The sequence below is a fragment of the Streptomyces murinus genome (assembly GCF_002154555.1).
Taxonomy (GTDB): Bacteria; Actinomycetota; Actinomycetes; order Streptomycetales; family Streptomycetaceae; genus Streptomyces; species Streptomyces murinus.
The window spans coordinates 1-7318 of record NZ_MUNF01000660.1; the positions used below are offsets into that span (position 1 = coordinate 1).

8 protein-coding genes and 1 pseudogene are annotated in these 7318 nt (G+C 73.2%); 4 read left to right on the plus strand and 5 right to left on the minus strand.

From position 1 onward, the window contains the following. Positions 1-83: 83 nt before the first annotated feature. Positions 84-524: pseudogene (locus CCN72_RS32470) on the plus strand (cation diffusion facilitator family transporter); the annotation flags it as partial. Position 525: 1 nt separating this feature from the next. Here the strand turns inward: CCN72_RS32470 and CCN72_RS32475 are convergent. Together CCN72_RS32475 and CCN72_RS32480 are read right to left on the minus strand one after the other, a co-directional pair. Further along, positions 526-1083 carry a YbaK/EbsC family protein gene (locus tag CCN72_RS32475; protein WP_086811770.1) on the minus strand — a complete coding sequence of 186 codons (558 nt, stop codon included), beginning with the start codon at positions 1081-1083 and terminating at the stop codon, positions 526-528. A gap of 43 nt (positions 1084-1126) precedes the next feature. Then, positions 1127-1699: a helix-turn-helix domain-containing protein gene (locus CCN72_RS32480; RefSeq protein ID WP_086811771.1), complete on the minus strand. Its 573-nt coding sequence runs from the start codon at positions 1697-1699 to the stop codon at positions 1127-1129. A gap of 132 nt (positions 1700-1831) precedes the next feature. Here CCN72_RS32480 and CCN72_RS32485 point away from each other — a divergent pair, with 132 nt between their 5' ends. Continuing rightward, positions 1832-2689 (plus strand): DMT family transporter, encoded by an 858-nt coding sequence (locus CCN72_RS32485; protein WP_086811773.1) that lies wholly within the window; start codon positions 1832-1834, stop codon positions 2687-2689. 62 nt (positions 2690-2751) lie between these two features. Here CCN72_RS32485 and CCN72_RS32490 read toward each other — a convergent pair whose 3' ends face one another. Then, a complete protein-coding gene (locus CCN72_RS32490) occupies positions 2752-3516 on the minus strand; it encodes an acyltransferase (RefSeq protein WP_037658044.1) in 765 nt (254 codons plus the stop codon). Positions 3517-3649: 133 nt separating this feature from the next. Between CCN72_RS32490 and CCN72_RS32495 the strand changes: the two genes are divergently transcribed. Continuing rightward, positions 3650-4177 (plus strand): gamma carbonic anhydrase family protein, encoded by a 528-nt coding sequence (locus CCN72_RS32495; RefSeq protein ID WP_085562697.1) that lies wholly within the window; start codon positions 3650-3652, stop codon positions 4175-4177. 67 nt (positions 4178-4244) lie between these two features. Here the strand turns inward: CCN72_RS32495 and CCN72_RS32500 are convergent, their stop codons facing one another. Beyond that, positions 4245-4889: a DedA family protein gene (locus tag CCN72_RS32500; RefSeq protein ID WP_086811775.1), complete on the minus strand. Its 645-nt coding sequence runs from the start codon at positions 4887-4889 to the stop codon at positions 4245-4247. Between the two features lie 236 nt (positions 4890-5125). On the opposite strand from CCN72_RS32500, the gene CCN72_RS32505 reads away from it, so the two are divergent. Then, complete coding sequence (locus tag CCN72_RS32505) at positions 5126-6133, plus strand: lysylphosphatidylglycerol synthase transmembrane domain-containing protein (RefSeq protein ID WP_244174587.1); 1008 nt, start codon at positions 5126-5128, stop codon at positions 6131-6133. Positions 6134-6145: 12 nt separating this feature from the next. On the opposite strand, the gene CCN72_RS32510 is transcribed toward CCN72_RS32505, so the two are convergent. Beyond that, the gene (locus tag CCN72_RS32510) at positions 6146-7222 is read right to left on the minus strand and encodes a class I SAM-dependent methyltransferase (RefSeq protein WP_086811777.1); all 1077 of its coding nucleotides are present in this window, start codon (positions 7220-7222) and stop codon (positions 6146-6148) included. Between the last annotated feature and the right edge of the window lie 96 nt (positions 7223-7318).

Consider the following 7318-nt stretch of genomic DNA (forward strand, 5'->3'; position numbering starts at 1 on the left):
CGAGCGCGGATCCGGCCGCGCCCAGCAGCACGGCGAGCGAGGTGAAGCCGTCGGTACGGGCGTGCAGTCCGTCGGCGACGAGCGCGGCCGGATCCGCGCTCGGCCTCCAACTCGCCGACCCGGTCGTGGGGTTGGCGATCACCGCCGCGATCGTCCTGGTGCTGCGGGACGCGGCGCGCGAGGTGCTGCGGCGGATGCTGGACGCCGTGGACCCGGCGCTGGTGGACCGCGCCGAGCGGGCGGTGCGCGCGGTGCCGGGCGTGGACCGGGTGGGCGAGCTGCGGCTGCGCTGGATCGGGCACCGGCTGCGGGCCGAACTCGCGGTCGTGGTGGACGGCGAGGCCACCCTGCGACAGGCGCACGCGATCGCCGTCGAGGCCGAACACGCCCTGCTGCACGCCCTGCCGAAGCTGTCGGCCGCGCTGGTGCACGCGGATCCGGCACCGGCGCCGGGCGAGCGCGACCCCCATCTGACGCTCGCCCACCACCTCACCGGCGAGGGTCTTTCAAGCGAGAGGCCCTAGGTCAGGCCACGCCGAGTCCCTCCAGCACCACGGCCCCCGGCAGTTCCGCGAACACCTTGCCCGGCACCAGGAGTTTGCCCCGCCTGCGGCCGCTGCCGACCAGGACGTACGGCAGGTCGACGACGGCCGAGTCCACCAACAGGGGCCAGTCGGCGGGCAGTCCGATCGGGGTGATGCCGCCGTACTCCATCCCGCTGTGCCCCGTCGCCGTCTCCATCGGGGCGAACGACGCCTTGCGGGCGCCCAGTTGACGGCGGACCGTGCCATTGACGTCGACCCGGGTGGTGGACAGCACCAGGCAGGCGGCGAGCGTGGTCTCGCCGGCCCGCTTGGCGGCAACCACCACGCAGTTGGCCGACCGCTCGGGCAGATCGCCGCCGTAGTGCTCCACGAAGACGGCGGTGTCGGCCCAGTCCGGGTTGGTGTCGACGTACAGGACACGGTCGGCCGGGATCCCCGCGGACCAGTTCCGTACGGCCTCCGCCACCGGCTCGGTCAGCTCGGCCAGGCAGTCGGTCACCGGGGTCGCGGTCTCGAAGTCTCCGATGGGTGCGCGCATGGCCGCACGCTAACAAGGCACGGCGGCCCCGCGCAGGCATGTCTCACTGCACGGGCGGCACGGAGACGGCCATCATCATCTCCATCGGGGCCTCGCCGCGGTTGGCGTAGACATGCGGGACGTTGGCCTCGAAGGTGGCGCTGGCGCCGGTCGGTACGAGGTGGTCCTCGCCGTCGACCGTGAGGGTCAGCTCGCCCGCCGTGACATGGACCAGTTCCACGGTGCCGGGCGGGTGCGGCTCCGCCGGGCTCTCGTCCCCGGGCATCAGCACCCAGTCCCAGATCTCCAGCGGGCCGGGCGCCTCGGTGCCCGCGAGCAGCCGGTTGTAGCTGCCGGACACGGTGTGCCACAGCCGTACCGCCCGCTCGGCGGGGACGATGCGGACCCGGGGGCCGCGCTCGTAGTCGAGCAGGGTGGTGACGCTGACGCCGAGCGCGTCGCCGATCTTGACGATGGTGCCGATGCTCGGGTTGGTGCGGGCCTGCTCGATCTGGATCAGCATCCCGCGGCTGACACCGGCGCGGGCAGCGAGCACGTCCAGGGTGAAACCGCGCACCGAGCGCCAGTGCCTGACGTTGCGCGCCAGGGACTGGGTCAGCAATTCGAGGTCCGACACGTTCCGTCCGATTCCGTCCAGTATCCAGTATCCAGTATCCGAGATGGTTCACTTCTTTGGATGACGTAGTTCAATCCACTGAACTACGGTGGAGCGCACCCGTTCGTTCAACAAACTGTACTGCGAGGCATCGTGACGGCCCTCTTCGCCCTGACCACCAGCCTGTTGTGGGGGCTGGCCGACTTCGGCGGCGGGCTGCTGACACGGCGTACGCCCGCGCTCACCGTGGTCGTCGTCTCGCAGGCCATCGCGGCGGCCGTCCTCGGCGCGATCGTCGTCGCCACGAGCGCCTGGAGCGCGGCCGGGCCCCGGCTGTGGTTCGCGTTCGCGGCGGGCCTGGTCGGTCCGATCGCCCTGCTCGCCTTCTACAAGGCCCTGGCGCTCGGCCCGATGGGTGTCGTCTCGCCGCTCGCCACGCTCAGCGTCGTCGTGCCCGTCGGCGTGGGCCTGTTCCTCGGCGAACGCCCGGGGCTGCTCCAGCTCGCGGGCATCGCGGTCACCGTCGGCGGTGTGGTCCTCGCGGGCGGTCCCCAGCTGCGGGGCGCGCCGGTGGAGCGGCGCACGGTCCTTTTGACGCTGGTCGCGGCGCTCGGCTTCGGCACCGTGTTCGCCCTGATCGCGGAGGCGTCCACCACGGTCACCGGCCTGTACCTCTCGCTGTTCGTGCAGCGGCTGACCAATGTCGCGGTGGGCGGCGCGGTGCTCGCCGTCTCCCTGCGGCGCGGCGGCTCCGCCCTTCCGGAGGGCGGCTTCCCCTACCGCTCGCTGCCCGCGCTGGCCTTCGTCGGCCTCGCCGATGTGGCGGCCAACGGCACCTACGCCCTCGCCGCCCAGCACGGCCCGGTCACTGTGGCCGCCGTCCTCGCCTCGCTCTACCCGGTGGTGACCGCGCTTGCCGCCCGCGGCTTCCTCAGCGAACGGCTGCGTGCCGTCCAGCCGGCGGGCGCGGGCCTCGCCCTGGTCGGCACCGTGCTGCTGGCCACCGGCTGAGGGGCTCAGGGCCTCTCGTTTGGATCATGCCGGGCTCGCGGGCCCGATCCAGACGAAAGACCCTAGCCCTCGGTCTCCAGCTCGGCGAGCCGGGCCACCGCGGACTCGTCCAGCTCGGCCAGCGCGCGCAGCTGCCCCGGCGTCGTCCCGTCCGGGATCGGCACCGGTGCCGGGGTCCGCAGCGGCGGCTGCCAGCCGTCCTCGGGCGTCCAGCGCCGTACGACCTTGGCGGGAGCGCCGGCCACCACGGCATGGTCGGGCACCGTGCCCCGCACCACGGCACCGGCCGCGACCACGACGTTCCGGCCGATCCGCGCGCCCGGCAGGATCACCGCGCCGGTGCCGATCCAGCAGCCGGGGCCGATCTCCACCGGCTCCATGCGGGGCCACTGCCGGCCGATGGGCTCGTGCGGATCGTCGTAGGAGTGGTTGGTGGAGGTGACGTAGACGTACGGCCCGAAGTAGCAGTCGCGGCCGATGGTCACCGTGGTGTCCGCGATGACATGGCTGCCGCGGCCGAGCACCACGCCGTCGCCGATGCGCAGGATCGGGTCCGGGCCGAGGTCCAGGTCGGGCATCAGACCGGCGGTCAGGGTGACCTGTTCGGCGATGATGCAGTGGGAGCCGAGCCGGATCCAGGGCTCGCCGAAGACCGTGCCGAGCGGGAAGGCGAGCCGGGTGGCCTCGCCGATGGCGCCGAAGCGGAGGCGCCCGGGGTGCTCCGCCGTGACGGAACCGGTCCGCTGGACCCAGGCCCAGGCCGTGTGGACGGCACGCTGGGCGAGGCCATGGCGCCAGGATGAGAACGTGTTCTTGCGCTTCGGCACGGGCTCACGTTACTCACGGGTTGCGTCCGGCGAGAGGCCGGACCGCTGTGATCTTTGCCCCACCCCCTGTCGTACCGTGCGGAGTACTTATCGGAGTACTGATCGACGTACTGATCGACGCGAGGAGACGGCGATGACGCAGGGGGCACTGATCGTGGGCATCGGCGGCAAGGAGCCGCGGGTGGACGCGGAGGCGTTCGTGGCACCGACGGCCTCGGTGATCGGGGACGTGACGCTGGGCGCGGGGGCGAGCGTCTGGTACGGCGCGGTGGTGCGCGGGGACGTCGAGACGATCACCGTGGGGGCGCGGGCGAATGTGCAGGACAACGTGACGCTGCACGCCGATCCCGGGTTCCCTGTGACCATCGGCGAGCGGGTGTCCATCGGGCACAACGCGGTGGTGCACGGCGCGACGGTCGAGGACGACTGCCTGATCGGGATGGGGGCGACCGTGCTCAACGGCGCGGTGATCGGGGCAGGCTCGCTGGTGGCGGCGCAGGCGCTGGTACCGCAGGGGATGGTGGTGCCGGCGGGGTCGCTGGTGGCGGGGGTGCCGGCGAAGGTGCGGCGTGAGCTCTCCGCCGAGGAGCAGGAGGGGGTCACCCTCAACGGCACGTTGTACGCGGATCTGGCTCAGGCGCACAAGGATGTGCATCGCTAGGCGGGTGGGCGGCGAACGGTCGTATGCGGCTTGTCGCGCGGTTCCCCGCGCCCCTTGAGGGGCGCTGTCACTCGCCGGCGTTGACAGGTTCCCGCTGGGACAGTTCCTGCTGGGTCTTCTTGGTCTTCCGCTTCACGATCAGCATCGTCGCCAGACCGATGACGACCGCCGCCCCCAGGCCCACGTACGAGAACTTCTTCAGCCAGCCCTCGGCGACGACGCCCACGTAGTAGACGGCGGCCGTGGTGCCGCCCGCCCAGCAGATGCCGCCGAGGATGTTGGCGATCAGGAACTTCCAGTAGGGCATGTGCAGGACGCCGGCGAGGGGGCCCGCGAAGATGCGCAGCAGGGCGATGAAGCGGCCGAAGAAGACGGCCCACATGCCCCACTTCTGGAAGGAGCGCTCGGCGGTGGCCACATGGGCCTCGCCGAAGTGCCTGGGGAACTTCTTGCCCAGCCAGGCCAGCAGCGGGCGGCCGCCCTTGCGGCCGATGGCGTAGCCGATGGAGTCGCCGATCACCGCGCCCGCGGTGGCGCAGATCCCCAGGATCAGCGGGTTGATGTGGGAGTGCTGGGAGGACATCAGCGCCGCCGAGACCAGGACGATCTCGCCGGGCAGCGGAATGCCGAGGCTCTCGACGCCGATCACCAGGGCCACCACGGCGTAGACGGCTACCGCCGGGACCGAGTCGAGCCATTCCTGGACATGCACCGCGGGATCCTCCCCTGCCGCCTGACCTTGCGCGGAAGCGTTGTGTAAAGCGCTCCCCAAAGAAGGCTACCCGGTCGGCGGTGAACAGCCGCTCGGCGTACGCCCTCCGGGCGGCACCGGCCCGCCCCCGAGCATTGGGTTCGCGGCCATCCCGGTGTCATCCGCCGTGGGAATGCTCCCCCCGGTTTCGCCCGCACCGCCTGCCCCTGGGCCCCGCCGCGGAAGGACGACCTCCCGTGTCCGCACCGTCCCCCCTCGTCACCGCTCCCGACGGCCCCGTGCCGAAGGCCCCGGCCCGGAGCGCTCCGTCGCGGTCCGGCCGGTCCCTGCGCCTCGCGCTGTGTCTGGCCCCGCTGCTGATCGCGCTCTGCTGGGCCGCCGCGAACCGGCCCGTGGTGTACGAGGGGGTACGGCGGCTCGTCGCGGCCGATCTCCGCTGGCTGCTGGCCGGGCTCGGCTGTACGTGTCTGACCTGGGTGGCGGCCTCCTGTGTACGGCAGGGCGCGCTCCGGGACCGGCTGCCGGCGGGGCTGCTGCTGGCCTCGCAGTTCGCCGCCGGTGCCGCGAATCACGCGCTGCCCGGCGGACTCGGCGCGCACGCCGTCACCGTGCGCTTTCTGCGGGCCCGCGGGGTGCCGCTGGACCGTGCCACCGCTTCGATCGGCCTGTACTCGCTGGTCAAGGGCGTCTCGAAGACCCTCGTCCTGCTGGTGTTCCTGGCGGTCTCGCCGGCCTGGCGGCGCCTGGGCGAGCTGGTGCCGGACGGGCCGCAACTGGTGCCGGTCGCGGCGGTCGCGGGCGGGGTGGTCACCGGGGCGGGGGTGCTGCTGACCGTCGTACGGCCGTTGCGGCGGCCGGTGACCGGCCTTGTGCGTACCGCGCTCGCCGATGTCCGGGTGGTGCACGCGCGGCCCTGCCGGGTGCTGGCGCTGTGGGGCGGGGCGGTGGCGATGCCGCTGGTGCAGGCGGCGGCGCTCGGCTGTGTCGGGGCGGCGCTCGGGCTCGGGCTGTCCTTCGCGGAGGTGGCGCTGGCGTTCCTGGCCGCGGGCACGGCGGTGGGTGCCGCCCCGGTGCCCGGCGGGTTCGCGGTGGACGCGGCGCTGATGTGGACGCTGGTCGCCTTCGGCGCGGAGCCCGCCCCCGCGACGGCGACCGTGATCGGCTACCGGGTGGTGACGGACTGGCTGCCGCTGCTGCCGGGCGCGCTGGTGCTGTCGGCGCTGATCCGGGCCAAGGTGCTCTGATCCACCGGGCGTTCACTCCCGGCGGGCCACCAGGCGGTAGGCGTTGGCGAGGTGCAGGCGCTGGGCGAGCGGGCGGATCGCGAGGCGGTCGAGGAGGGTGGCGGTGAGCAGGGCGGGCACCCCGGCGAGCAGGAGCGCGCCGCGCAGGGCCCGGCGCAGGGGGCCGGGAGGCTCGGGCAGCCAGGGGGCGTCCTCGCGGGGCGCGGCGTGGTCCAGGGCCAGCCAGACGGCGGCGAGCAGATCGACCGGGTCGTGCGGTTCGGCGTGCTGCTCGGCGAGGACCGTGAAGCCGAGTTCGGTGAGCCGGCGGCGCAGATTGCCGACCGGGATGAAGTGCAGATGCTGCGGTTGCAGCCAGGGCAGCCACCAGCGGCCGAGGAGCCGGGCGTAGCGGCTGTCCGGGTCGGGGACCTCGATGAGGAGGTGGCCGCCGGGGCGTACGGCCTCGTGGGCGGCGCGGAGTTCACGGTCGGGGTCGGTGCTGTGCTCCAGGTAGTGGAACATGCTCACCACGTCGTAGCGGGCGGTGAGTTCGGGGGCCAGGTCCGGGAAGGCACCCCGGTGGGCCTGGTCGATACGGCCCTCGCGGGCGGCGAGTTCGACGCCGTCGGTGAAGTCCAGCCCGTCGAAGGAGGTGCCGGGCAGCACGGTGCGGGCGCTGGCGCAGAAGTGGCCGTGTCCGGTGCCGACGTCCAGCCAGGTCTTCGGGGCGGGGTCGTACGGCAGCATCGCGCGGGCACGGTTCTCGTACATGGCGCCCCGGCCGCCGAAGGTGCCGCTCATCCGCTGCTCGCCGAGGCCGTCGTAAAAGTCCCGGTAGTAGAACTCCAGTCCCGCCTCGGTCAGTTGGGGGTTCTGGAAGATGTGCCCGCAGTCGGCGCAGCGGTCGAGGGTGAAGCGGCCCGGCTTGTGCTGGAGCAGGTCGGTGGTGCGCAGCCGGTCGCTCAGCCGGCCCGAGCCGCACCAGGGGCAGGTGGTGCGGCGGGCGCCGAGGAAGCGGGCGGGACCGGTGGCGAGATCGGCTCGGTAGGCGGGGCGCAGGGCGGCGACGCGTTCGGCCTTCGCCCGCTTTTCGCTGGGGTCGCTCATCGGCTCTCCGTTGCCAGTCGTTCCAGGTGGGCGGCCGCGGCGGGGGCGCCGCCGGCCGCGCGGAAGGCGGTGCGGACCCGGGCCGCGGCGGCCCGG